The organism is Dyadobacter sandarakinus, from assembly GCF_016894445.1.
Taxonomy (GTDB): domain Bacteria; phylum Bacteroidota; class Bacteroidia; order Cytophagales; family Spirosomataceae; genus Dyadobacter; species Dyadobacter sandarakinus.
The window spans coordinates 5172524-5195721 of sequence record NZ_CP056775.1 but is presented as its reverse complement, the minus strand read 5'-3'; the positions used below and the strand labels follow the sequence as shown (position 1 = coordinate 5195721).

The following is a 23198-nucleotide window of genomic DNA, read 5'->3' as shown; positions in this document are numbered from 1 at the left end:
TGCAAACAATGACTTAATTACTGGATTTCTTTACCAAAAGGAGTAAAAGACAAGCTCATCAGCTTGAAGTGCTGCCTCGCAAAAGGTAAACCGATGATGGTGATAGCAAGAAGTATTCCAAAAACCAGGTGCGTGAGGGCGATCCAGATACCTCCGCAGAAGATCCAGATGATGTTGAAAACCGTGGAGAGGCAGCCGGAGCCACCGGAAACCTCGCGCACTTCTTTGCCAAATGGAAACAAAGTGAGCAGCCCGATCTTAAAACATTGAAGCCCGAAGGGAATCCCGATGATCGTCATGCAAAGTGCGAGGCCTGCAATCATATATTCGAGAAAAACCACAAAGCCGCCAAAAACCAGCCAGATGATATTGCCAATCAGATTCATATTGCCGCAGGATTAAGGTGAAAAATCCGGTTAGAAAACGCTGGTAAAGCTACACCTGCGGCAAGGTTTGCACGTGCAAATTATACAGGCGGCATTCCGGGAACATCACAGGGTGCTGCGGCGGATTTCCAGTTTGTTATTCTGAGCAATCTGAAGAATTCGGTTTCCTCGATCTCGCGTACGCCGCCGGGCGGCAGGTCACCGAGTTCAAGGTTTTCAATGCTGGTGCGTACAAGCCGCTTGCAGCGATGGCCGGCGCTCCGTACCATTTTGCGGATCTGGTGGTATTTGCCTTCTGTGAGGGTAATTTTAAGCCAGGTATTGGGAATGTCTGCCCGTTCTTCATTTTTCACGATAGGCAGGTGGCCAGGCCGGTCAATGATCTCCACTTCGCATGGTGCAGTCACATAGTCGGCCCCTCCTTTGATTCGGATTGTAATGCCGGTACGCAGGAGTTCGAGTGTTTTTTCGGAAACAATATGGCCAACGTTGACACAGTAAGTACGCTTATGAGGTATCTCGCCCTGAAAAAGCAGATTAACAACCCTTCTGTTGTTTGTAAGGATAAGCAGTCCTTCCGAGTGGCTGTCAAGGCGGCCGACGGCATTGGTACCCGGGGGAAAGTCGTAATTCAGCTCACCCAGCAGCCTGACCTCGTCGGAGCTTACAAACTGCGAGATCATGTTGGCCGGTTTGTTGATAATGAAGTATTGGTATGGTGACATCAGGCTAAAAGTTCCACTCCAAACGTTCGGGATTTTGATAACTATTCCAAATAGCTATTATCTGACATAGTGCAGGTATTTGTTTAATCGAATATACAAATTTCCCGATACATCAATGGCTCTTCTGATAATGCAGCCGGAGCAGATCCTCTCCGAAATCGTTGGTAAGATCACGGACAACCGAATGAATGTGATTACCGCCATTCTGCGTATTGTCAAATTCGATGAGGAACGTAGGCCCGTGAATGCGGTAATAATGCCCGTGACCTTCTCCGATCAGCGGCTCCCTGTCACCCATCCATGCAAAGTGAATCTGGTCGAGGCCGGCTTTTTCAAGCGACTGCCACTGCTGATTTTTAAGCGTAACATGGTACCGCCTGAGATAAGCCATGATCAGACTGGTAAATGCCTGTTTTTGATCAGCAGAAAGATCTGCCATCGTAATTCCCTCCATTTTGTCCAGTGAAGCCTTGCGCGCATTGGCCGTAACCATTTCGTAAGGAGCCTTGTCTTTGATGACTGCAATTCCGAGCTGGTCGGGCTTTAATGTATGCAGCAGCTTAAACGCCAGTTCCTGCTCCTCCTGCAACACTACCTTGCCTTTCTGAGGCACGTCGGCGAGCACTTTACCGGGGTTGCTCCCCATAAAGCTGGGCGTATAGGTCATTTCACCATCAATCAGTGAAAAATGCAGGGATAAATGATGCCCTTCCACACGCCAGCCCCAGGGACCGGTACCCGGCTCCCCGAACACCAGAAATGAAAAGTTTTCAGGATCCCGGTAGGTATCATTGGGCGGGCGGCTTTCTACCACGCGCAGTACATTTTCAAGGTCAATGATCGCATTGGCTTTCCGGTAACCCTCGTCGCTGAGCACAAGCTGCAACATGGCCATAGCGGCTTTACGCTGCGCCGGCGACATCTTTTTCAGAGGAAGGCCTTTTCTTTCACGCGGTGTAAAGTGCCAGTCCGACCGTGCCGAGTCGGCGTAAGTAAGCTGGGCATCGGCTTTCTGGGCTGCCGAGAGTGTACCCAGGAATGCGCTGGTCAGTTCCGACATCCGGCGCATCAGTTTTTCGTCCCCTGCCTGCGCAACTGAACTCACAATCGTCAAAAGGCATAGCAACAGTTTACAGGCTGATTTTTTCATATCTGTGAGCACTGGTATATTTTTCTTTTTATACAAAAATGAAAAGGGACCTGACTGCCCAAAACTACCTTTCAAAGAATTCCGGGCTCAGTGCGGACCTGTAAATCGTGGGGCCCGGATATGGTAAAAGGGTTTAGCTTTGTCTTATTCAAAAATGACTACTGCAAATGATTTGGGAAAAACTGCTTTCTGCCAAACGCTGGGGAAGTGAGGACAGGTACAATTCCGACCCTACCGAGGCCAGGTCGGAGTTTCAGAGAGACTATGACCGGCTGATATTTTCTTCACCTTTCCGGAGGCTGCAGAACAAAACGCAGGTGTTCCCGCTGCCCGGAAGCATTTTTGTACATAACCGGCTCACCCATAGCCTGGAAGTTGCCAGCGTAGGAAAGTCGCTCGGGCGCATTTTTTACAATAAACTCAGAAACGACAACCCGCAGGTTGACACCACGCTGCCGCTGATCAGCGAGATCGGGAACATCGTTTCGGCGGCCTGCCTGGCGCATGACCTGGGCAATCCGGCCTTCGGGCACTCCGGGGAAGCCGCCATATCGCATTACTTTACTGACGGCGACGGGCGCAAATACAAGGATCTGGTGACGGATGCGCAATGGGCTGACCTGGTGCATTTTGAAGGCAATGCCAATGCATTCCGTATTCTCACACATCCTTATGCGGGCAAAGGATATGGCAGCTTCGCACTTACCTACTCTACCCTGGCCGCAATCGCAAAGTACCCCTGCGAGGCACTGGCAGGACACGATAAAACTAACATTTACACCAAAAAATACGGCTTTTTCAAGTCGGAGCAGCAGGGTTTCCAGAAGATCGCCGCCGAGCTCGGCCTCGACATGGTGACGGGTTCGCCGCTGGTGTACAAACGCCACCCGCTCGTGTACCTGGTGGAGGCTGCGGATGATATCTGCTATAATATCATTGACCTGGAAGATGCGCACAGACTTAAAATCCTTTCCTACCACGAAGTGGAAAGCCTGCTGACGACCCTCTGTAACGATCCGAACATTCGGACGCGGCTGCAGGATATCGACGATGAAGATGCGCGCATCAGCCTGCTCCGGGCCAAGTCGATCAGTACATTAATCGGTGCCTGCTCCGAATTATTTTACAGGGAACAGCACACGATCCTGGACGGAAACTTTAATTCGGGGCTTATTGATACCATCGAAGAACCCTACCGGTCTGCCATGCAGAAGATCATGGAAATATCGCGTGAAAAGATTTATAATCACAGTTCCGTGGTGCAAATTGAGGTGGCCGGCTACAAAGTAATGGGTGGATTGTTGGAAGAATTTATTCCCGCATTTTTGAATAATAATTCGCATTATACCCGCAAGCTGGTAGACCTGATTCCGAAACAATTTATTACAAAAAGCGAGGATCAATATGCTAAAATACAGACCGTTCTGGACTATGTATCAGGCATGACAGACTTGTATGCAGTTGAAATGTTCCGTAAAATCAAGGGTATCTCATTTCCCTCCATTTCATAGCCAGCAATAACCTCATAGTACTTATTCCTAGCAGCATAAAATTAATTCTGTTGTGTAAAACTTTTATGTAAATTGTAATCCATTACAATGCATAAATCTCACTTCATGAAGATCGAACAGTTCGTTTTTGCTGACGGAAGCAGTTATAATCCTTTCAGTTTTTCTCCCCAGCTCATTTTTGTTTTTGGAAGCAGGGAGCTTATCGAAAAAAACGGGATCATCATGGAGCTGACCCGGCTTTACCCTGATGCTACCTTCTCGGGCTGCTCCACAGCCGGTGAAATAGTCAATCAGTCTGTCAGGGATAATACGCTGGTCATTACAGGAATACAATTCAGCAACACCTTTGTCCGCAGCTCGGTCGTCCAGCTTGAACAAGCCGGGTTTAGCAGTATGGAAGCAGGCCGGCAGCTTGTTTCGCGGCTGCCCGCGGAGGGTCTCAAACATATTTTCGTTTTGTCGGACGGCCTTGCCGTGAATGGTACTGACCTTGTAAGAGGCATCCAGGAAAGCATAGCCGAAGAAGTCACGCTCACAGGCGGGCTTGCCGGTGACGGAGCACATTTTTCCAGAACCGTCATCATCGAACCCGACGGCAGCATTGCTTCCGGAAGTGTAGCGGCCATCGGTTTTTACGGGGCACTGGAAATCGGTTTCGGGTCCAGAGGCGGATGGGACAGCTTCGGGCTCGACCGGCTGGTTACGCGTTCGTCCGAAAATATTCTTTATGAAATTGACGGTCAGCCTGCGCTGGATTTATACAAATCCTTTCTGGGCGATAAAGCAACCAGCCTTCCTGCTTCGGGCCTGCTGTTTCCGCTGAGCATGAGGGACAGTGAAGACAGGGCGCCTGTGGTACGTACGATACTGGGGATTAATGAAGAAGAAAAAAGTCTGACGTTTGCCGGGGATATCCCGGAAGGTTCTTTTGTAAGACTGATGAAAGCCAACAATGACCGGCTCATCAATGGTGCGGAAGAGGCTGCCCATGCAGCTTCGGACGGGTTGCGGAGCAAGCCGGAATTTGCATTGCTGGTGAGTTGTGTCGGGCGCAAACTGGTACTTAAACAAATGGTGGAAGAGGAAGTAGAGTGTGTTTCGGACGTTCTGGATGCGCCGGTCATGACGGGCTTTTATTCCTACGGAGAGCTGGCACCATTCAGCAGGAACTCCCAGTGCGAGCTGCACAATCAGACCATGACCATTACTACTTTCTCGGAATAGCCCTATGCCCGTCACAGAAATTCCCGACAACAGCTACCACCGCCTGCTGAAACGCCAGCTCCGGAAATCGCTGCCCGAGGAGCTGGCCGCACATCCGGGTATGCAGGATTTTTTACTGTCCGTAAACCAGGCCTACATGGAATACCAGGACGACCTGGGCCGGGTGGAGCACATACTTGAACAAAGCTCTTCAGAACTTTTCCGGGCCAACCGGGAGCTGAGCCGTATTGCCCAGGAAAAAACGGAGGAAGCCGCTATCACCAGCAAGCGTCTGCAGGAAGTTGTGGCGAGTATCTCCGAGGTACTGGTGCAGCTGGATGCCGGGGGCCATATTATTTACCTCAACAATGCCTGGGAGCAGATCACCGGCTACACCGTAGCGGAAAGTACCGGCCGCAGCCTGCTGAGCTTTCCCGTGTCCAATGCTTCCAGGGAAGTCATTGACGCTATGCTTGCTCCCGGCTCAGGTCCTGTACATAATACGATTGAAATTGCCACCACCAAAGGCAGCAGATGGCTGGGTATTTCGCTCCGGCCGCAATTTTCATCAGCCGGTGAACATATCGGCTACACCGGCACTTTCTCGGACGTGACCGACCGTGTGAGGGCTGAGCGAAAATTGCATTCGTACATGCACGACCTGGAAAAGATCAATGCGGAGCTCGACCAGTTTGCCTACGTGGTCAGCCACGATCTGAAAGCACCGCTGCGTGCCATCAATAATTTGTCGGAGTGGATTGAGGAGGATATCAGCCACCTGCTGGAAGGCGAAACACGTGACCAGTTCAGGCTGCTGCGGGGCCGGGTGTACCGGATGGAAGCATTCATCAATGGAATATTATCCTACTCCCGGGCAGGGCGGATTAAGACGACCAAGGAAAAAATCCTGGTACGGTCAGTGGTGGACGACCTCTGCGAGACGTTCAGTACCAAACAGGCGCTGGCATTTACTGTGGAAGGCGACCCGGAGCTGGAAATTATTTCTGAAAAAATCACCCTGATACAGATTCTGCAGAACCTGATTTCCAATGGTATTAAATACAATGACAAAGAGGAAGTAAAAATTGCTGTAGGCTGGACCGCGCGTGGCAACTGGCTGGAATTTTATGTAAGTGACAACGGGCCGGGCATCAGCAAAGAGTACCACGACCGCATATTTGTAATTTTTCAAACATTGCAGGCCAGGGATGAGATGGAGAGTACGGGCGTAGGACTGGCAATCGTCAAGAAGATCGTAGACGAAAAAGGCGGCACGATCCGCATTGAATCGGAAATGGGTAAAGGCACGACATTTTTCTTTACCTGGCCAGTCAATGAGACAAAAGCCGCTGAAATGATCGCATAACCCATTCCCGCTCGTACATATAAAAATCAACGTACCGCTATGTCTTTATCTAACCCTGTGCCTCTCACGATCCTGCTTGTCGAAGACGATGAAGTGGACATCATGAATGTGAAGCGTGCATTTAAAAAAAATAATATTTCCAATCACCTGCTGGTAGCCAACAATGGCGTGGAAGCCCTGCAACTGCTCCGCTCAGGCGACGGCTTAGTATCGAAACCCAAGATTGTCCTGCTCGACCTGAATATGCCAAAAATGGGTGGGATCGAATTTTTAAAGGAAATCAGGCAAGACCCGGAGCTGAACCTGCTCTCGGTATTTGTAATGACCACCTCCAATGAAGATGGAGACAAAATTGATGCATTTAACCTTAACGTAGCCGGTTACATTCTGAAACCATTGTCCATGGACCGGTTTATTTCAGCAGTATCAACCCTTAACTCCTACTGGACGCTTTGCGAATTTCCCGAGTAGTTTTCACAAAATTCTAATCCGTTTTATGACACCATTGAAAGTTCTCCTTGTTGAAGACGACGCGATCGACGCCATGGAATTCATGCGTGCCGTGAGGAAATCACAAGTGCAGATTGGCGAAGTAAAAACCTGCAGGTATGCTGAAGAGGCACTATCGGCACTCACATCCTGGGAGCCCGGCTGTGTTTTTCTGGATTACCAGCTGCCCAGGACCAACGGATTGGAACTGCTCAAAAGAATGAAGAAAATGGCGCCTGCCTTGCCGGTGGTGGTGCTCACTTCCCAGGGTGACGAGCGAATCGCCGTGGAGATGATGAAGGCTGGTGCAATGGACTATTTTCCCAAATCGGAAATAAATCCCGAACGGCTGATCAAGGTTTTTCACACGATAAGCCAGATGATCTTTGCCGAGCAGGCACGCGTGGAGGCAGAGCACGAGCTGGCCAAAAAGGATGCATTCATCAATAAAATTGCCCTGCTCTCGCCCAATATCATGTATGTCATTGACATTGAAAACTGGACAGAGATTTTTCATAACAGGCAGATCTGGAACATTCTCGGTTATACCGATGGGCTTGTACCTGATATGGGCAATGGTTTTTCGGGCATTATTGACCCGCAGGACCATCGCCTGTTTAAAGAACATTACAGCCGCATGCGCAAGTGGGTGCGGGATTCGGAAGTTGTTGAAAAGGAGTTCAGGCTCAAACACCGCGATGGCTCCGACGTGTGGATACTGACCCGCGAAGTACCTTTCCGGCGCAATGGGGGCGGAAAAGTAAAGGAGGTACTCGGTACGGCCATTGATATCACCGGCCGCAAGCTGGCTGAGCAGGAGCTGCTAAGTGCGAAGCAGGCCGCCGAGGAGGCTACCCGTATCAAGTCAGACTTCCTCTCGACCATGAGCCACGAGATCCGCACACCGATGAACGCCATCGTAGGCTTCACGGACCTGCTCCTCGTGGGCCAGCTCGACAGCCAGCAGCGGCAGTACCTGAATACCATTAAGTACTCGGCGGATAACCTCATGGTGATCCTCAATGATATTCTTGATTTTTCAAAAATTGAGGCGGGTAAATTCAAGCTGGACCGTTTTGAGTTCGATATCCGCGACCGGATCGCTTACCTCGTCGATACGTTCAGAATCAGGGCTACGCAGAAAGATGTGGACCTTTTCTTTTGTGTAGACGATGATGTACCTGGAATCCTACTGGGTGATCCGCACCGGCTGAACCAGATCCTGGTCAACCTGGTAGGGAATGCACTGAAATTTACCGAAGAGGGCTGTGTGCGCATTTCACTCCACCTGGATAAGGATTACGGCAACAATGCAGATATCCGCATTGAGGTAGCGGACACGGGTATCGGGATTTCGGAAGATAAAATGAATACTATTTTCGATAGTTTTTCACAGGCACATCACAATGACGCCAACAAGTTTTTCGGCGGTACCGGCCTGGGACTGACGATTACCCGCCAGCTCACCGAGCTGCTCGACGGCACGATCAAGGCGGAAAGTACCCTGGGAAAGGGGTCGGTATTTACGGTTACACTTAATTTTGGAAAAGGCGATACTTCTTACCGGGAAGAAAAAACAGATAATCCCGTGGTACATTCCCTCAAAGGTTACCGCATCCTGGCAGCCGAGGACATTCTCGCCAACCAGATTCTGCTCAAACACCTGCTTGAAAAATGGGAGGCGGGCTATACCATCTGCAGCAATGGGAAAGAGCTGCTGGGAGCCTTGGCTGAAAATGATTTCGACCTTATCCTGATGGATATTCAAATGCCCGTTATGGATGGTATTACGGCTATGAAAAAGATTCAGTCATCTATGCTGCACAAGGCACACATTCCTGTAATCGCGCTTACGGCGGATACATTTGCGGTGCAGACACCCGAGATTGCGCAATGCAATTTCAGCGGATTTGTAACCAAGCCTTTCAAGGCAGGCGACCTCATCAGCGAAATCAGCCGCCACCTGGTACTCGAAGCCTCCGGGCAGGAACCGCGTTTTTCAGCAAACTGAAAATACCTTGGTTTCGGTAGTGATGTAAATCTTGCGGTTGACAGCAAGATCCATTTGAAAACCACCCGTAAAAACCCCGAAGCTCGGCAGGATTGCCTGGTACTTGTCTACCACAAAGCATGGCAGCTTTACGCTCTGGCGACCACGGCCGTAGGATGTAAATACGGGGTGCACGTGGCCCGCAAACACAAATTTGCCTTCCACAGGCTCTTCTTTGGGATGGTGCGTGAAAACAAATTCAGCTTCCTCGTAGTCATCTTTATAAACCTGCAGATCACTTTCAAGGAACAGGCTTACGGGCAAAATATCGTGGTTGCCGATTACGATGATCATTTCTATATAATGATGCTCATTTCGCCACTCCCTGAATGTTTCCCACTCGGAGTTGTACTGGCTGTGAAAAAGGTCGCCCAGGAAAATGATGCGCGTAGCCCCTGTTTCCCGCACAATTTCATTGAGCCTCTGGAAGTTATTTGCAGCCGCCTGGTTGGGCACAGCAATACCGGCTTTTCTGAAATGCGTTATTTTACCCAGATGCAGGTCACCGATCAGCAATGTTTGTGTTTCCTGCCAAAAGACCGCTTTTTGTGTCAATAATAAAAAATGATGCTCTCTGATCTCAATCTGCATTACTATACTGTTTGATCATTTTCTGAACCCTGTCTTCCAGCTTTTCCGACGTCAGCTGCTCCCGGAGGCGGTCCACCATAATCGGAAACGAAAAAGGGGTTGGTTTTTCCGTCTGCCTGATCCGGATTGTCTGGGTCGCAATGCGGTTCAGGGCATTGCGCATCCGTACTTCTTCCAGCTGGTAGGTGAGTACTTCCTGGTAAGCCTGCCCCACCAGCAGGTTATTACTTTCATATTTGGTCATTACATTAAAAAGCAGTGAGCTGGAAGCCTGCAAATGCCTTGTTTTTATATTCTGACCCGGATATCCCTGAAACATCAACCCTGCAATGGAGGCAATTTCGCGGAATTTACGCTTCGCCATTTCAGTCGCATTCACGCTCTGGTAAATGTCGTCCACCAGGTGTTTGGTCGAGAAAAGATCTGTGTCTTTTAACACCGCCTCCATGTTCACATACTGGTCACTTAACAATTCAAACCCGTAATCGTTCATTGCCACGGAGAATGTAATCGGCTTGATTCGGCTCAGCCGGTATGCGAGTAAAATGGACATGCCTTCATGCACCAGCCGTCCTTCGAATGGAAAAATGAAAATGTGGTAACCCTCCCGCGTTTCACACTGTTCAATCAGCAGTTCACTGGTTCTGGGAATCATGGAGCGCTCTTTCTGCAGTTCGAGCAGCGGTTCCAGTTTGAGCAGCTCCACCTCTTTGAGCGGATTGTCCAGCGCATCGGAAAGCCGTTCCCGCACAAACGCCGACAACTGGGACGAAAGCGGCATGCGGCTGCCTGCCCAGCGCACCAGGAAGCTTTTTTTACCTTCCGCTTTTTTGACAGTAAGGGTCATTTCGTGCATCCGGACAAACTCCACAGTCATACCTGCAAACGTAAATACATCTCCTGCTTTCATCCAGGTTGCAAAGGACTCCTCCACCGTGCCCAGGTACTTGCCGCTTTGCAACTTTACTTTAATGCCGGCGTCGGAAACAATAGTACCCATGCTGAGGCGGTGCCGCTGGGCTACGCGCCGGCTGGTCACCATATAGCGCCCATTGACACGCTCTACTTTTTTATACTCGTCGTAAACGGTCAGCGAGGAGCTGCCGGTAGTGATGTAGCCCAGCAGCCACTCCCACTCTTCCCGGTTGAGGTACTGGTATCCGTAAGCATCACATACCTCTTCAAAAAGCTGAACTTCGTCAAACCCCTCGCCTACCGCGAGTGTGATCATCCATTGTGCCAGTACATCAAAAGCCTGTACAATTGGCGGACGATCTTCCAGTATGTTCTTTTCAACCCCTTCACGCAGTGAAACAGCCTCAATGAGTTCGAGTGCATTGGTAGGACAAAAATAAATGCGGCTGTCGACACCAGGCCGGTGGCCGCTCCGGCCTGCACGTTGTATAAACCGCGCTATGCTCTTAGGGCTGCCAACCTGTATGACCGTGTCTACGGGCCTGAAATCCACCCCGAGGTCGAGACTTGCAGTACAGATGACCAGCTTGAGACGCTCTTCGTGCAATGCCTCCTCCACCCAATCGCGTATTTCACGGTCGAGGGAAGCATGGTGCAATGCCATAATGCCTGCAAACTCCGGATACTTATCAATGATTGTCCGGTACCAGATTTCGGTACCTGCGCGGGTATTTGTAAAAAGTAGCGTCGTGCTGCTTTTATTAACAATTTCAATGACTTTATCTACCAGCCTGATGCCCATATAGCCCGACCATGGCAGGGTTTCAACGCGCTCGGGCAAAACACTTTCAACAAGAATCTTTTTTGAGGTATCAGCTTTCACTACGACTGAGTTTTCGATCGGGAAGCGCATGCCGAGCAGTACTTTACGCGCTTCTTCGAGGTTACCGATGGTTGCAGAGATTCCCCAGGTCTGCAGGTCAGGATTCAGCGTACGCAGGCGTGCGAGCGCAAGTTCAGTCTGGGTACCACGCTTGCTCCCCATCAGCTCATGCCACTCGTCCACAACGACGGTATGCAGGTTTTTGAACAATTCAGACGCATTTTTTTGGCTAAAAAGCATGTGCAGGCTTTCGGGCGTGATGATGAGTGCATCAGGCATTTGCTTTTTCTGGTCGCCGCGCTCCTTGGTGTTGGTATCGCCGGTACGGATACCGATGCGCCAGGTAGTGTTCATTTCGAGCGCAGCTGCTTCCATATTCCGGAAGAGGTCTTTGGACAATGCGCGGAGGGGCGTGATCCAGAGTACCTGCAATCCTTTACCTGCACGGGAGGAGGGTTTTGCCACGGCATTGATATGCCGGATCAGGATCGGAACCCAAAGCGAGTAGGTTTTCCCGCTGCCTGTCGGTGCATTTACAAGACCGCTTTTGCCTGCAAGGTATGCTTTGGCAGCCTCTTGCTGAAAAGGGGCCCACTTCCATTTCTTTGATTTAAACCACTGTTCAACAACCGTATGTCCGGGAGATTTGGCCAAGAATTTGTTATCGTTATAAGTGCTAAATGATAATCAATTAAATTTAGGCAAGCTAATTGATCGTTTTATCAATTAATATAAAACTATACCATTGACCTATGTGGACAACAATAGGGGGAGTTTATGAAAACGGTAAGGTCATACTGAGTGAAAGCCCGCCTGATATGGACCGTGCCAAAGTGCTGATTACATTTTTGGGAGACAATAATGAAAAGTCTAAAAAGCGAGTACTTGGCACGATGAAGGGTACAATTCAAATGTCAGATGATTTTAATGAACCCCTGGACGATTTAAAGGACTATATGTAATGGCATACCTGCTAGACACACACGTTATATTATGGATTTTGAATGAGGACCCACAGCTTTCGGCAAAGTTCTTGATATCGTTTCGGACGATGCAATACCTTGTTTTGTAAGTGTTGTATCGTTTTTTGAAATAGCTATAAAAAAGAAAATTGGAAAGCTGAAATTAACCAGACCGGTTTCAGCTTACCTGTCAGAAGTTGAAAAAATAGGAATTCAGATTCTTCCGGTTTCCGGTCACTATCTTGATACTTATCAGGAGATAGCACTTCGCGACAATCACCGGGATCCATTCGACAGGCTGATCATTGCAACTGCCCTGTCTGAGAAATTGACGGTCATATCCAGTGATGAGCAATTCAAATTTTACAAAGATTTTGTAGATGTGGTATGGTAATCACATTCACTGATACATCTCCAAAATCCCTCTCAATGCTTCCAGCGTATCAGCCTCTGCGGCTTTCTTGTCTTTTCTCCATCTCAGAATGCGTGGAAAACGCACGGCAATACCCGACTTATGGCGTGAAGAAGCATTAATGCCCTCAAAGCCGATTTCAAAAACAAGCTCAGGCTTGACAGTCCGCACGGGACCGAATTTTTCCACCACGTTGCGCTTGATAAAATAATCCACCTGGCCGATTTCCACGTCTGTGAGCCCGGAGTAGGCCTTGGCAAAAGGAATCAGCTTGCCATCATCGTCCCATACCGCGAAGGTATAATCCGTAAAAAGCTCTGCACGCCGCCCCGAGCCTTTCTGTGCGTAAATCAGCACGGCATCCACGCTCAAAGGATCAATTTTCCACTTCCACCAGTCCCCTTTTTTACGTCCAACCTGATAGGTACTGCCTTTTCTTTTGATCATAAAACCCTCGGCTGCATTCTGCCGCGCCTCTGCGTGCATCTGCCGAAGATCCTCCCATTCCTTAAATTGTATCAGTGGGGAAAGGTTGAAAATTTGCTGATCAGGCACATTTGCATGAACATGTTCCAGCTGTGCCCGGCGCTGCTCCTGGGTCAGGCCGCGGATATCCACACCATTGTTTTCCAGTATATCATAAGCCAGAAATGCCACCGGAGCTTCTTCCATCACTTTCTTGGAAAGATTCTTCCTGCCAATGCGCGTCTGCAGTACATTAAAAGGCATGGGCCGCCCCCCGGTATAACTGACAATTTCTCCGTCAAGCACAGTTCCGTCTGGTAGTACCTCACTCAAAAAGTGGAGCTCGGGAAATTTTTCGGTAGACAATTCTTCCCCGCGTGTCCATATGAAAAGCTCCTTGTTACGATAAATAATCTGTGAGCGGATACCATCCCATTTCCACTCGGCAAACCAATCTTCCGGATTACCCAAACCAGACACATCGCCTTCAATGGGGTATGCCAGGAAGAACGGGTACGGACGCGAAGCATCATCATTTTCCCCTTTATCAAGAATCAGTTTTTCAAAAGTAGTATCCTGTGGGTTCCACTGCCCCATTACCCGGTGCGCAATCACATTCGGGTCAGTTTCGGTAGCTTCTGCCAGTGCCCGTACCACGAGCGTCTGGGACACCCCGATGCGGAAGCTTCCCATGAGTAATTTATTAAAGACAAAGGTCTCGTGTTGTCCCAGCTGCATCCACGCCTGCACAATGTGATCGTGCTTCTCCTGGTCTGTCATACCCGGCAGCAATCCCAGGTAGTAAAACCACTCCGACAATGACTTGTCCGAGTCTGTCAGCGGAGCCCGCGGCAACAGCAAAGATATGGTCTCCCCCAGGTCGCCCACGCTATGGTAACTTTCCTGAAAAAGCCACATCGGGACGCCGGCTTCTTCGGCAGCCCACTCTTTCACCTGTGTCCTGTTGACCTTAAACGAAGGCCTGCGGCCGGTAAACAAGGTCAGTGCCCAAAGCTTGTCCTCGTCCGAAGCTTCCAGAAAGTACTGCTTCATTAACTCAACCTTAGCATTGGTCTTGTTAGTACGGTCGAGGTTCATGAAAAGATCTGCGAACTGTTTCATACGCCGGGTTCGGTAGGGATGGTTGACGAATTGTCCAGATCGGCTTTATGCTGCTCGTAAGCATTTTCGCCGGCTGCAATGTCCTGTACTGCTTCTTCCTCCTCACTTTCATCCTCACTCCCGTACATGGTATGTACTTCCCCGGCCTCAATGCCGTTCTCATTCAGCCAGCGCGCGAAGATGCTGGTATATCCGTGCGTCACATACACTTTTTCTGCTCCGGTTTCCTTTACAGCGGTATTAAGATCGGGCCAGTCCACATGGTCGCTCAGCACAAATCCCTGATCCACCGCCCGCCTGTTTTTAGCCCCACGCAGCGCCATCCATCCCGAACAATAACCCAATGAAAACGGAGCGAACTTCTTGATCCAGGTACTGCCGTCCACAGATGGAGGGGCAAGCACCAGCGCACCCCTGAACAGCTTGCGATCAGTTTCTTTGGTCACAAGGGTTGTTTCCGGCAAATCAAAACCAGCCTGGCGCAGGCGTTCATTGGTGGTATGTATGGCACCGTGTGCATAGAGGACGTCATCCTGCAATTCAATGTTTTTCAGGATGCGCTGCATTTTACCCAATGAGTAGCCCATCAGCACGCTGGCTTTGCCCTCCGCTCTGTTCTGTCGCCACCAGCCATCGATTTCAGACATAATTTCGTGCTGCGGACGCCACTTGTAAATGGGCAGTCCAAAAGTTGACTCGGTGATAAATACATTGCATCTGACTGGCTCAAAGGGTGTGGCAAAATTGTCGTCTTCCAGCTTGTAGTCACCGCTGGCCACCCACACTTCCCCTTTGTATTCCACCCGCACCTGCGCCGAGCCAACAATATGCCCTGCCGGATGCAGTGAAAATGTAACCCCATTGATCACGAATTGCTGGCCATATGCTACGGTTTGCAGGGAAATATCCTGTCCCAGACGAAGGCGCAGGATAGGTTCGCTGTCTTTATGTGACAGGTAATGCCGGCTTCCCCAGCGTGCGTGGTCACTGTGCGCATGGGTTATGATCGCCTTGTCCACCTGGATCCAGGGATCGATATGGACATCTGCGATGGCGCAGTAAATACTTTTGCCCGTAAATTGTAGAAGTGGCTGTGATGGCATACCTGTGCAAGGCTTAAAAAACGTGCCACTTTACAGAAAGTGTCTGAAAGGACTTTTGGTAAAATTTAATGCTATTTTTGGGATGACTTTTTGCTCCGGCAGCGTCTTGATAAAGAAATCTATTTTTTATTTTTTTATGACCAAAAAACACACTGTCCCGGCGCTCCCTCCTGCTGAGGAAGCCGCCCGCTACCTGGAAAATGCCAGGGAAATTCTGAGTAATAAAGCCGGCAAGGAAGACGGCCTGTACAAGGATGTCAAATATGTAAAAATGGCTTCCGGCACCGCCTATTCCGCTGCATTGCTGATCCTGGATGAGTATTTGAGGCAAAAGGAAGGACTAAAATTCACCAAGCCTTCAAGTATTGAGGATTATACAGCACGCATACGCAAGTATGATAAAAAGCTGCTAAAACTTCTAGCGGCGGTGTACGACGAACTGCATATTGTAGGCTACTATCATGGTACACGCTCCGTGGACACGATCCAGACCGGACTCAAAAATGTGAAGCAAATGCTCACTTACATCTGACTTTTGCGCAACTGTTATTTCAATGATCTTACTCCGTTCCTCTTACAAGCTGCTCCGGTTAGCAGCTTTTTTGTTTTTTATACTTCACATCCAAGCCTGCAACCAGAACCAGTCGGATTCGGGTACAAAAGATAATCGGCACTCCCAAAGCAGCTATGCCCATGAAACTGTCATTCGCCATGCAAGAGGTTTTAGCATTGCTTACCGCGACCATTACAAGCTCGTCAGCATTGTCAATCAGTTGGGCAATGCAGCAGATACCAGCCGGTTTATCCTGCTCGACCGGGGTACAAAGCGGCCCGCAGGTTTTTCCGATGTGCAGATCATTGAAATCCCCCTGCGGAGCCTGGTAGCCACCTCCTCTACGCATATCGGCTTTCTGGCATTTCTGAATGCTGAAAAAACACTCACCGGACTGGCCAGTCTTCAGTATGTATTTTCTCCCAGGGTACAGCAGCTGATCCGGGACGGCAAAATCACGGAGGTAGGCAAAGACCAGGGCCTCAACCAGGAAAAGCTCGTTGAAATGCATCCCGACCTTGTGATGACGAGTGGAGGAACCGGCGGTACAGGCCAGTACCAGTTGATCAGGCAGGCAGGCATTCCGGTCCTTCCCAACTCTGAGTGGGTGGAGAATACACCCCTGGCACGGGCCGAGTGGGTCAAGCTGTTTGCCGCTCTGCTGAACCAGGAAAAACTGGTGAATGAGAAGTTTGCTGCACTTGAAAAGGAGTATCAGTCCCTCAGCAATCTTGCCCGTAAAAGCCCCCATAAACCAGCAGTACTCTCAGGCCTGAACACCAAAGATGCGTGGTTCATGCCCGGGGGCGAAAGTTACATGGCAAGGTTTTTTGCGGATGCAGGTGCCAACTATCCATGGAGCGACACCAAAAACACAGGCAGCTTGTCACTGAGCTTTGAAGCGGTGTACCCGGCAGCGCTGCAGGCGGAGTACTGGCTTAATGTAGGTTTTGACCAACACGATAGCCGACAGAGTGTGCTGGCCGCCGACGCACGTTATGCCGATTTCCAATCCTTTAAATCAGGAAAAATGTACAGCTACAACAACCGGGTGAATGCTGCCGGCTCAAATGATTTTTTTGAGTCGGGTACGGTTTCCCCCCAGCTTGTACTAGCCGACCTCATCCATATTCTCCATCCCGAGCTGCTGCCAGCGCATTCGCTGTTTTTTTACAAAAAACTACCTTAGACATATGCCTGCCACAACCCATCGCGCCAGCCATTCAGCTGCTTTTTCAGGAAAGAGCGGGCTTGTGCTGAGCTTGCTGCTCATTGCAGCCGCCGGGTTATTTCTGCTTGATATCCTGCTTGGTTCTGTCAAAATTCCTGCGGCAGAGGTACTGAACATATTGTTTTCCAAAAAATCGGAGCATACTGCCTGGCAGTTTATCATTGAAAAGATACGCCTCCCAAAAGCATTGACAGCCGTACTTGCAGGTAGCGCATTATCAGTCAGCGGATTGCAGATGCAAACCTTGTTCCGGAACCCGCTGGCCGGCCCCTCTGAGCTGGGTATTACCGCAGGCGCCGGCCTGGGTGTGGCTGCTGTGATGCTGGCAGGTGGCGGCAGCACGGGCATTTACGCCATTTCACAACTGGGTGCGGGTAGCAGCTGGCTCATTATTATCATGGCTGCGCTGGGTTCAGCGGCCGTACTTTCACTGATCCTGCTCATAGCCGGCCGCATCCGCGATCATGTAATCCTGCTCATCACCGGCGTTATGATCGGTACGGTTACACTTTCGATTGTGAGTATATGGCAGTATTTCAGCCGCCCCGAGCAGTTGCAGGAGTACATCATGTGGACGTTCGGGTCACTTGGCGGAGTAACACACAACCATTTACAGGTCCTATCCATTGTAATCGTAGCCGGCATTCTCCTGTCTTACAGTTCGTCCAAAACCCTCAATGCACTCCTGCTGGGTGAAAGTTATGCACGGAGCATGGGCCTTTCCGTATTTGCGTCCCGGCTCGTGATCATGGCTGCCACCAGTCTGCTTACGGGCAGTGTTACCGCTTTTTGCGGTCCTATCGGCTTTGTGGGCATTGCAGTACCACACATTACCCGGTCTATAATGGGCACGTCCAATCACCGCATACTTATCCCGGCAGCCTGCCTCACGGGTACCGTACTCATGCTTTTTTGTGATATTTTGTCCCAGTTACCCGGCACGCAAACCGTCATCCCAATCAACATCGTGACTTCCGTGCTCGGCGCCCCGGTCGTTATCTGGATCATCATCAGCCGCAATAACCTTCGCTCCTCCTTCTCATGAACCGACTGTCACTCGCCCTGGAAACCCGGCAGCTGTCGGTTGGTTACCGCCAAAAAGGAGCGGAGCGTATCGTAGCGGGTAAGCTGAGCCTCGACCTCTGGCCCGGGCAGCTGGTATGCCTGCTGGGAGCCAATGGCAGCGGTAAATCAACATTGATGCGGACACTGGCCGGCTTGCTGCCTGGTCTTGGAGGAGAGATACTGATCCGTGGCCGCCACCTGACGGACCTGAAACCGGCCGAGCTCGCCAAGGAGCTCAGTGTGGTACTCACCGACCGGCTCGAAACCGGCAACCTCTCCGCCGGTGAAGTTATTGCACTTGGCCGCACTCCCTATACCGGCTGGCTCGGCAGGCTCAGCGAGTCCGACCATTATCATATAAACCTGGCCATTGAGCAGGCCGGGGTTGCAAGCCTGCTCACCCGAAAAATCCAGGAGCTGAGTGACGGAGAGCGGCAAAAACTACTACTGGCCAGAGCATTGGCACAAGACACGGGCGTTATTCTGCTGGATGAGCCTACCGCTCACCTCGACCTGCCCAACCGCGTCGAGATGATGGGATTGCTGCGTGAGCTGGCACGTGACAGCAGCAAGGCGATTCTGCTGAGCACGCATGAGCTGGACCTTGCACTTCAGTCGGCCGACCAGCTCTGGCTGATGGGCAAAGACGGAAGCCTGGCCGCAGGTGCTCCGGAGGACTTGGTACTCAACGGAGCATTTGAAGCCGCATTTGCAGGCTCCGGATTCTATTTTGATCAACTGTCGGGAACATTCATGGTTCATCGGACACACAATCTGCTGCACTTTGCACTTGCCGGTGAGCCGCGCCTTGTTTTCTGGACACAACGTGCACTGGAGCGGAAAGGTTACGGGATCAGTTTATCCAAAAACCATGCGTTGCGTATTGCTGTACAGGAGGAAAACCAGGATTTGCACTGGATCCTCGACTGGAAGGGTCAGCGGTTTAGTGTTCGCTCCATGGAAGCACTTCTGCAGCAAATTCACTTTCTGGCCGAATCCACAGACTAAGAGAATGCGTTTGTTTCGTCGAATTAGTTAGTTTTGATACTCTATTCAGCCAACGAGGACGTTTCTCTTTTTATGATCCTACTTATTCCATTGGCTATCTGCCTGAGCACGGCGGGTTGTTATTTGGGTTTGTATCAACATGCAGGGCAGCCCCTGCGCCGGTCGCTGCTCACTGCACTTACGGGCATCTTCTTCTTTATTGCCGCCAGTACCGAACTTTTAAGCAGCATTCACGGCATTCAGGCAACTTCAATCCGGATCATCTGGGCGCTGCTGGACCTCCTGCTTTTCTTTTTTTTATGGAAACAAAAAGAAAAGAAAAGTGCTGGGATTGCTGCCATACTGCAAGCCTGGCTGGCATCTGCCAAAAGCTTTGTCCGCGAGATAGGCTGGCTGCCGGCCGGCATGCTGCTGATCATGGGGCTGATCACCCTCACCGTGGCATTTGTAGCGACGCCCAATAATGCCGATTCCCTCAGCTACCACCTGTCGAGGCTGGGTTACTGGATTCAGGATGGTCATGTCGGGCATTATGCCTCACACATTGAGCGGGCGATTTCTTTCAGTCCGTTTTCGGAATATGTGCACCTGCATACCTTTTTGCTTGCAGGCAGTGAGCGTTATTTTCAATGCGTTCAATGGTTTTGCCTGGCAGGCATTCTCGTGGTTGTCTCGCTGGTAGTGGGGTTGTTCAAAGGTTCGGGTACTTCCCTGGCGACCGCGCTGGTGTTTGCCGCCACGCTGCCCATCGTAGTACTGGAGTCCATGACAACCCAAAACGACCTGGTAGCCGCTTTCTTCGTTTCCTGTACGGCAATGCACGTTTTTGACTACGTAAAAAAGAAAAGCAGCCCCTCGCTTCCCCTGCTTGCAATGACGGTTGCCCTTGGACTGATGACCAAAGGTACTTTCGTATTTTTCGCATTTCCGTTCGGCCTGTATCTGCTGCTTAAAATGGTACAGAGCGGCAGGCAGTGGAAAAAGCTGGCAGTATTGACAGCGGGTGTGATCGCGCTCACCCTTTTACTGAATGCACCTTTTTGGTACCGTACCTACCGTGTGTTCGGCTCACCAATCGGGACTATGAGTGCGGGCAACCGCAATGAGCTGGGAGGTGTGACGCACCTGCTTTCGTCCACTTCCAAGCATGTTTTTCTGCATCTGGGCTTTGTTTCGCCAGGTAATAAGTACAATGCATTTTTGGAAGACCGCCTGAAAAGTCTTCATCAAAAGCTGGGTACACCCCTTAACAACCCGCGTGCGGGGATGGAGTTCAAGATGAACAAGCTCAACTTCAACGAGGATTTTGCGCACAATCTGCTGGGTATGGTGCTCATCCTGCTGACTGTACCCCTGCTGTTTTCTATCCGGTCCACATCAGGATTGAAATGGTATGCATTGCTGGTATTCGGCGGCTTTCTGACTTTTTGCTACTTTATTACCTATCAGGTTTACGGTTCCCGCCTGCACATCCCGTTTTTTCTGCTGGCGGCTCCAATCATCGGACTGGTGTATGGCAACTTTTTTTCCAGAATCGCAAACCACCTGCTCATGCTGATCCTGTGGCTGGCTGCCCTGCCTTTTGCCTTGCTCAGTGTGACGCACCCGCTGCTGTCGACCCGCTGGTTCTTCGATGAGATTTTTCCGCCTGTCAACAAGGCATTGCACCTGAATATCCGGACAGAAAACCAGCTGAACCTGAAACAGGGAAGTATCCTTTTTTCAACACCTGAAAAAATGCTCTGGGGAGATCAGTGGCCTGAAATTGAGCGACTGAAAACGTATGTGGATTCCCTGGACGTTGCCCATATCGGGTTTGACTTTGAGGAATACAGCTATGATTATGGTTATCAGTACATTTTAAGAAAGCCAGGCAGGCAGTTTGCCCATGTGAAGGTTCGTAATGCTTCCGCGATGCTGGAACTGAAAGACTTTAAACCGGATTGTATCATTGCCGAGCACGACGAGGGGGACCGCTTTTTTTATCATGGAAAATGGTACCGGAAAACCTGGTCAGGTACATTCAGGTGGGTATACACACCCGACGGGAAATCTAACTAGCTTTAAATTTTTTTTGAAAAACATATTACTATGTCTGCACTTGAAACTGTAAAACGCTACTACGAAAGCTTCAACAATAAAAACTGGGGTGGCATGCTCGAACTCCTTCATCCCGAGGTACGGCATGAAGCCAACCAGGGTGACGTGCGCATCGGGATCGATAAATTCAGGGAGTTTTTAGGCAAAATGGACGAAGCTTATGAAGAAACGCTCACGGACATGGTGTTTTTCACCGAACCTTCGGACAGCCGGGTCGCGGTGGAGTTTACGGTGAATGGTATTTATAAAAAAGGGGAAGAAGGCTTGCCCGAGGCTTATGGACAAACTTATGTACTGCCTGCGGCCGCTTTCCTGGAAGTAAAAAGCGGGCTGATCAGCCGGGTAACTACTTACTACAACCTGCCGCTCTGGATAGAGCTGGTTTCCAAACCGAAAAATGACTGACAATCTTACGTTCATCCGTCGCTACGGCGCACAGATCGAGGCAGTTGCCGAAGAAGTCGGCAAGCTGCGCATTGCGGTATTCCGCGACTTTCCCTACCTGTATGAAGGCTCTCTGGATTATGAAAAGGAATACCTGACCATTTATTCCCAGTCCGAGCATGCATTCCTTTTTGCGGTATACGACGGGACCGAAATGGTGGGGGCCACTACGTGCATTCCGCTGGCCGACGAGTCGGACGAAGTACGAAAGCCTTTTGAAGATGCGGGTATGGACGTGAACTCCATCTTTTACTTTGGCGAAAGTATCCTCCTTCAGGAATACCGGGGCCGTGGACTGGGACACCTGTTTTTTGATGAGCGGGAGGCACATGCACGCAGTTTCGGCTCGTATGAGCTCAGCTGTTTTTGCGCGGTAGAGAGGGGCGAAAACCACCCGCAGCAACCCGCAGACTATCGTCCAAACGACGCTTTCTGGCTCAAACGCGGGTACCGGAAAGAACCCGCAATGATGGCGACAATGGAGTGGCCCGACCTGGGCGAAACTGCCTCCACACCCAAGCAGATGATCTTCTGGCTCAAATCACTTACCGACGCACTTACCAGATGAATGCCACCATTGCCGCCGCCCAGTACCCGATTACCGAACATGCTACGTTTGAAGCATGGCAACTGCACGTAGAACGCTGGGTAGCTGAAGCCGCAAGTGAAAAAGCTAATCTGCTCCTTTTCCCGGAATATGGCTCCATGGAGCTCGTCAGTATTTTCAATGAAAGTATCCGTTCCGATATCCGCGGGCAGGTACTGGAACTGAATGTGCTGAAAAGTGAGTTTTGCGGCACTTTCGAAATGCTGTCCCGCAAGTACCAGGTGATCATTGTGGCGCCAAGCATTCCGATAGTGGAAAATGACCTGCATCTGAACCGGGTCTACGTGTTCGGCCCGGGCGGACTGGCAGGGTACCAGGATAAATTTTTCATGACGCGGTTTGAGGATGAGCATTGGGGCATTCAGAGTGCGCCCAAAAAGCTGACGGTTTTTGAAGCTGAGTGGGGGAGATTTGGAATCCAGATTTGCTATGATGTGGAGTTCTCGCTGGGTTCTCAGCATTTATGCGCTGCCGGCGCTTCCCTGATCCTTGCTCCAAGCTGTACCGAAACCATCCGCGGTGCTACCCGCGTACACGTGGGCGCCCGGGCAAGAGCATTGGAAAACCAGGCTTATACCGCCGTATCCCAGACCGTGGGAGACGCACACTGGTCGCCGGCCGTAGATATTAACTACGGGTACGCGGCCTTTTACTCCACGCCCGACAAAGACCTGCCCGAAGAAGGAATTATGGCAGTAATGCCTGCCCAGCAGGAAGGCTGGCTGATACATGACCTTGACTTTTCAAAGATAGAAGCAGTACGCCGTGACGGGCAAGTTTTGAATTTTAAAGATCACCTGAATGTCGCCAGCGGCTTTCGGGCTATGGACATTCAGGTGCAGACCGTGCGGATCTGA

22 protein-coding genes are annotated in these 23198 nt (G+C 50.4%); 15 read left to right on the top strand and 7 right to left on the bottom strand.

The features are described 5' to 3' along the window. Nucleotides 1–17: 17 nt before the first annotated feature. The 3 genes from HWI92_RS21435 to HWI92_RS21425 all read right to left on the bottom strand — a co-directional run bounded on the left by HWI92_RS21435 (nucleotide 18) and on the right by HWI92_RS21425 (nucleotide 2261). Nucleotides 18–386 carry a YccF domain-containing protein gene (locus HWI92_RS21435; protein ID WP_204659094.1) on the bottom strand — a complete coding sequence of 123 codons (369 nt, stop codon included), beginning with the start codon at nucleotides 384–386 and terminating at the stop codon, nucleotides 18–20. Between the two features lie 80 nt (nucleotides 387–466). Continuing rightward, complete coding sequence (locus HWI92_RS21430; RefSeq protein ID WP_204659092.1) at nucleotides 467–1111, bottom strand: pseudouridine synthase; 645 nt, start codon at nucleotides 1109–1111, stop codon at nucleotides 467–469. A 112-nt stretch (nucleotides 1112–1223) separates the two neighbouring features. Continuing rightward, entirely contained in the window at nucleotides 1224–2261 is a 1038-nt protein-coding gene (locus HWI92_RS21425) for a DUF3500 domain-containing protein (protein WP_229248419.1), read from the bottom strand. Between the two features lie 167 nt (nucleotides 2262–2428). Here HWI92_RS21425 and HWI92_RS21420 point away from each other — a divergent pair, with 167 nt between their 5' ends. The 5 genes from HWI92_RS21420 to HWI92_RS21400 all read left to right on the top strand — a co-directional run bounded on the left by HWI92_RS21420 (nucleotide 2429) and on the right by HWI92_RS21400 (nucleotide 8841). Beyond that, nucleotides 2429–3772 carry a deoxyguanosinetriphosphate triphosphohydrolase gene (locus HWI92_RS21420; protein WP_204659090.1) on the top strand — a complete coding sequence of 448 codons (1344 nt, stop codon included), beginning with the start codon at nucleotides 2429–2431 and terminating at the stop codon, nucleotides 3770–3772. A gap of 105 nt (nucleotides 3773–3877) precedes the next feature. Continuing rightward, the gene (locus HWI92_RS21415; RefSeq protein WP_204659088.1) at nucleotides 3878–4996 is read left to right on the top strand and encodes an FIST signal transduction protein; all 1119 of its coding nucleotides are present in this window, start codon (nucleotides 3878–3880) and stop codon (nucleotides 4994–4996) included. 4 nt (nucleotides 4997–5000) lie between these two features. Next, nucleotides 5001–6341: a sensor histidine kinase gene (locus HWI92_RS21410; RefSeq protein ID WP_204659086.1), complete on the top strand. Its 1341-nt coding sequence runs from the start codon at nucleotides 5001–5003 to the stop codon at nucleotides 6339–6341. A gap of 39 nt (nucleotides 6342–6380) precedes the next feature. Further along, nucleotides 6381–6812 (top strand): response regulator, encoded by a 432-nt coding sequence (locus HWI92_RS21405; RefSeq protein ID WP_204659084.1) that lies wholly within the window; start codon nucleotides 6381–6383, stop codon nucleotides 6810–6812. A gap of 25 nt (nucleotides 6813–6837) precedes the next feature. Beyond that, the gene (locus HWI92_RS21400) at nucleotides 6838–8841 is read left to right on the top strand and encodes a response regulator (RefSeq protein WP_204659082.1); all 2004 of its coding nucleotides are present in this window, start codon (nucleotides 6838–6840) and stop codon (nucleotides 8839–8841) included. Here HWI92_RS21400 and pdeM read toward each other — a convergent pair. Both pdeM and HWI92_RS21390 read right to left on the bottom strand, forming a co-directional pair. Then, complete coding sequence (gene pdeM / locus HWI92_RS21395) at nucleotides 8830–9471, bottom strand: ligase-associated DNA damage response endonuclease PdeM (RefSeq protein ID WP_204659080.1); 642 nt, start codon at nucleotides 9469–9471, stop codon at nucleotides 8830–8832. The two genes, HWI92_RS21400 and pdeM, sit on opposite strands and share 12 nt — an antisense overlap. Then, on the bottom strand, nucleotides 9461–11923 hold the full coding sequence (locus HWI92_RS21390; protein ID WP_204659078.1) for a ligase-associated DNA damage response DEXH box helicase: 2463 nt from the start codon (nucleotides 11921–11923) through the stop codon (nucleotides 9461–9463). The genes pdeM and HWI92_RS21390 overlap by 11 nt, the downstream gene beginning before the upstream one ends. Nucleotides 11924–12021: 98 nt before the next feature. On the opposite strand from HWI92_RS21390, the gene HWI92_RS21385 reads away from it, so the two are divergent. Together HWI92_RS21385 and HWI92_RS25680 are read left to right on the top strand one after the other, a co-directional pair. After that, complete coding sequence (locus HWI92_RS21385) at nucleotides 12022–12231, top strand: DUF2281 domain-containing protein (protein WP_204659076.1); 210 nt, start codon at nucleotides 12022–12024, stop codon at nucleotides 12229–12231. Between the two features lie 76 nt (nucleotides 12232–12307). Next, nucleotides 12308–12625 carry a PIN domain-containing protein gene (locus HWI92_RS25680; protein WP_204664754.1) on the top strand — a complete coding sequence of 106 codons (318 nt, stop codon included), beginning with the start codon at nucleotides 12308–12310 and terminating at the stop codon, nucleotides 12623–12625. Between the two features lie 6 nt (nucleotides 12626–12631). Here HWI92_RS25680 and HWI92_RS21375 read toward each other — a convergent pair whose 3' ends face one another. After that, entirely contained in the window at nucleotides 12632–14230 is a 1599-nt protein-coding gene (locus HWI92_RS21375) for an ATP-dependent DNA ligase (RefSeq protein ID WP_204659074.1), read from the bottom strand. Continuing rightward, nucleotides 14227–15333, bottom strand: a complete 1107-nt coding sequence (locus HWI92_RS21370; protein ID WP_204659072.1) for a ligase-associated DNA damage response exonuclease — start codon at nucleotides 15331–15333, stop codon at nucleotides 14227–14229. Before HWI92_RS21370 ends, HWI92_RS21375 begins: the two co-directional genes overlap by 4 nt. A 136-nt stretch (nucleotides 15334–15469) precedes the next feature. Here HWI92_RS21370 and HWI92_RS21365 point away from each other — a divergent pair, with 136 nt between their 5' ends. From HWI92_RS21365 to HWI92_RS21330, 8 genes are all read left to right on the top strand, one after another. Then, nucleotides 15470–15865 (top strand): DUF5618 family protein, encoded by a 396-nt coding sequence (locus HWI92_RS21365; protein WP_204659070.1) that lies wholly within the window; start codon nucleotides 15470–15472, stop codon nucleotides 15863–15865. Between the two features lie 22 nt (nucleotides 15866–15887). Next, on the top strand, nucleotides 15888–17075 hold the full coding sequence (locus HWI92_RS21360) for an ABC transporter substrate-binding protein (RefSeq protein WP_204659068.1): 1188 nt from the start codon (nucleotides 15888–15890) through the stop codon (nucleotides 17073–17075). A gap of 4 nt (nucleotides 17076–17079) precedes the next feature. Continuing rightward, complete coding sequence (locus HWI92_RS21355) at nucleotides 17080–18162, top strand: iron chelate uptake ABC transporter family permease subunit (RefSeq protein WP_204659066.1); 1083 nt, start codon at nucleotides 17080–17082, stop codon at nucleotides 18160–18162. Beyond that, nucleotides 18159–19190 (top strand): ABC transporter ATP-binding protein, encoded by a 1032-nt coding sequence (locus tag HWI92_RS21350; RefSeq protein WP_204659064.1) that lies wholly within the window; start codon nucleotides 18159–18161, stop codon nucleotides 19188–19190. Before HWI92_RS21355 ends, HWI92_RS21350 begins: the two co-directional genes overlap by 4 nt. 72 nt (nucleotides 19191–19262) lie before the next feature. Continuing rightward, nucleotides 19263–21251, top strand: coding sequence for a glycosyltransferase family 39 protein (locus HWI92_RS21345; RefSeq protein WP_204659062.1), 1989 nt, complete (start codon nucleotides 19263–19265; stop codon nucleotides 21249–21251). 30 nt (nucleotides 21252–21281) lie between these two features. Next, nucleotides 21282–21695 (top strand): nuclear transport factor 2 family protein, encoded by a 414-nt coding sequence (locus HWI92_RS21340; protein ID WP_204659060.1) that lies wholly within the window; start codon nucleotides 21282–21284, stop codon nucleotides 21693–21695. Beyond that, a complete protein-coding gene (locus HWI92_RS21335; RefSeq protein WP_204659058.1) occupies nucleotides 21688–22302 on the top strand; it encodes a GNAT family N-acetyltransferase in 615 nt (204 codons plus the stop codon). The genes HWI92_RS21340 and HWI92_RS21335 overlap by 8 nt, the downstream gene beginning before the upstream one ends. Beyond that, nucleotides 22299–23198, top strand: a complete 900-nt coding sequence (locus HWI92_RS21330; protein ID WP_204659056.1) for a carbon-nitrogen hydrolase family protein — start codon at nucleotides 22299–22301, stop codon at nucleotides 23196–23198. Before HWI92_RS21335 ends, HWI92_RS21330 begins: the two co-directional genes overlap by 4 nt.

Bases quoted from the DNA above. Each gene is read 5' to 3' on its own strand.
- HWI92_RS21435 (WP_204659094.1), bottom strand. From the start codon at position 386: ATGAATCTGATTGGCAATATCATCTGGCTGGTTTTTGGCGGCTTTGTG.
- HWI92_RS21430 (WP_204659092.1), bottom strand. From the start codon at position 1,111: ATGTCACCATACCAATACTTCATTATCAACAAACCGGCCAACATGATC.
- HWI92_RS21425 (WP_229248419.1), bottom strand. From the start codon at position 2,261: ATGAAAAAATCAGCCTGTAAACTGTTGCTATGCCTTTTGACGATTGTG.
- HWI92_RS21420 (WP_204659090.1), top strand. From the start codon at position 2,429: ATGATTTGGGAAAAACTGCTTTCTGCCAAACGCTGGGGAAGTGAGGAC.
- HWI92_RS21415 (WP_204659088.1), top strand. From the start codon at position 3,878: ATGAAGATCGAACAGTTCGTTTTTGCTGACGGAAGCAGTTATAATCCT.
- HWI92_RS21410 (WP_204659086.1), top strand. From the start codon at position 5,001: ATGCCCGTCACAGAAATTCCCGACAACAGCTACCACCGCCTGCTGAAA.
- HWI92_RS21405 (WP_204659084.1), top strand. From the start codon at position 6,381: ATGTCTTTATCTAACCCTGTGCCTCTCACGATCCTGCTTGTCGAAGAC.
- HWI92_RS21400 (WP_204659082.1), top strand. From the start codon at position 6,838: ATGACACCATTGAAAGTTCTCCTTGTTGAAGACGACGCGATCGACGCC.
- pdeM (WP_204659080.1), bottom strand. From the start codon at position 9,471: ATGCAGATTGAGATCAGAGAGCATCATTTTTTATTATTGACACAAAAA.
- HWI92_RS21385 (WP_204659076.1), top strand. From the start codon at position 12,022: ATGTGGACAACAATAGGGGGAGTTTATGAAAACGGTAAGGTCATACTG.
- HWI92_RS21375 (WP_204659074.1), bottom strand. From the start codon at position 14,230: ATGAAACAGTTCGCAGATCTTTTCATGAACCTCGACCGTACTAACAAG.
- HWI92_RS21370 (WP_204659072.1), bottom strand. From the start codon at position 15,333: ATGCCATCACAGCCACTTCTACAATTTACGGGCAAAAGTATTTACTGC.
- HWI92_RS21365 (WP_204659070.1), top strand. From the start codon at position 15,470: ATGACCAAAAAACACACTGTCCCGGCGCTCCCTCCTGCTGAGGAAGCC.
- HWI92_RS21360 (WP_204659068.1), top strand. From the start codon at position 15,888: ATGATCTTACTCCGTTCCTCTTACAAGCTGCTCCGGTTAGCAGCTTTT.
- HWI92_RS21355 (WP_204659066.1), top strand. From the start codon at position 17,080: ATGCCTGCCACAACCCATCGCGCCAGCCATTCAGCTGCTTTTTCAGGA.
- HWI92_RS21350 (WP_204659064.1), top strand. From the start codon at position 18,159: ATGAACCGACTGTCACTCGCCCTGGAAACCCGGCAGCTGTCGGTTGGT.
- HWI92_RS21345 (WP_204659062.1), top strand. From the start codon at position 19,263: ATGATCCTACTTATTCCATTGGCTATCTGCCTGAGCACGGCGGGTTGT.
- HWI92_RS21340 (WP_204659060.1), top strand. From the start codon at position 21,282: ATGTCTGCACTTGAAACTGTAAAACGCTACTACGAAAGCTTCAACAAT.
- HWI92_RS21335 (WP_204659058.1), top strand. From the start codon at position 21,688: ATGACTGACAATCTTACGTTCATCCGTCGCTACGGCGCACAGATCGAG.
- HWI92_RS21330 (WP_204659056.1), top strand. From the start codon at position 22,299: ATGAATGCCACCATTGCCGCCGCCCAGTACCCGATTACCGAACATGCT.